The sequence below is a fragment of the Alkalihalophilus lindianensis genome (assembly GCF_032843265.1).
GTDB lineage: Bacteria > Bacillota > Bacilli > Bacillales > Bacillaceae_D > Alkalihalophilus > Alkalihalophilus lindianensis.
The window spans coordinates 1-255 of sequence record NZ_JAWJBA010000660.1 but is presented as its reverse complement, the minus strand read 5'-3'; the positions used below and the strand labels follow the sequence as shown (position 1 = coordinate 255).

General features: G+C 40.0%; 1 pseudogene. It reads left to right on the top strand.

Annotated features, from left to right (window positions below):
* A pseudogene (locus tag RYX56_RS23800) lies at window positions 1–255 on the top strand (vitamin B12 dependent-methionine synthase activation domain-containing protein); the annotation flags it as partial.

The window sequence follows — 255 nt, the reverse complement described above, 5'->3', positions numbered from 1 at the left end:
ATGTGATAAAATCGTATTCCTTGTCCCATATTGAACCGTATATTAATATGCAGATGCTGCTTGGACATCACCTCGGTGTCAAAGGAAAAATTGCAAAATTACTTGCTGAGAAAGATGAAAAGGCATGGAAGGTAAAAGAAATGGTGGACCAGCTGCTGGCAGACGCCAATGCGAATAATTGGATTACACCGCGGGCCTTGTATCAATTTTTCCCGGCACAATCAGATGGGAATAAAATTTATATTTATGATCCTG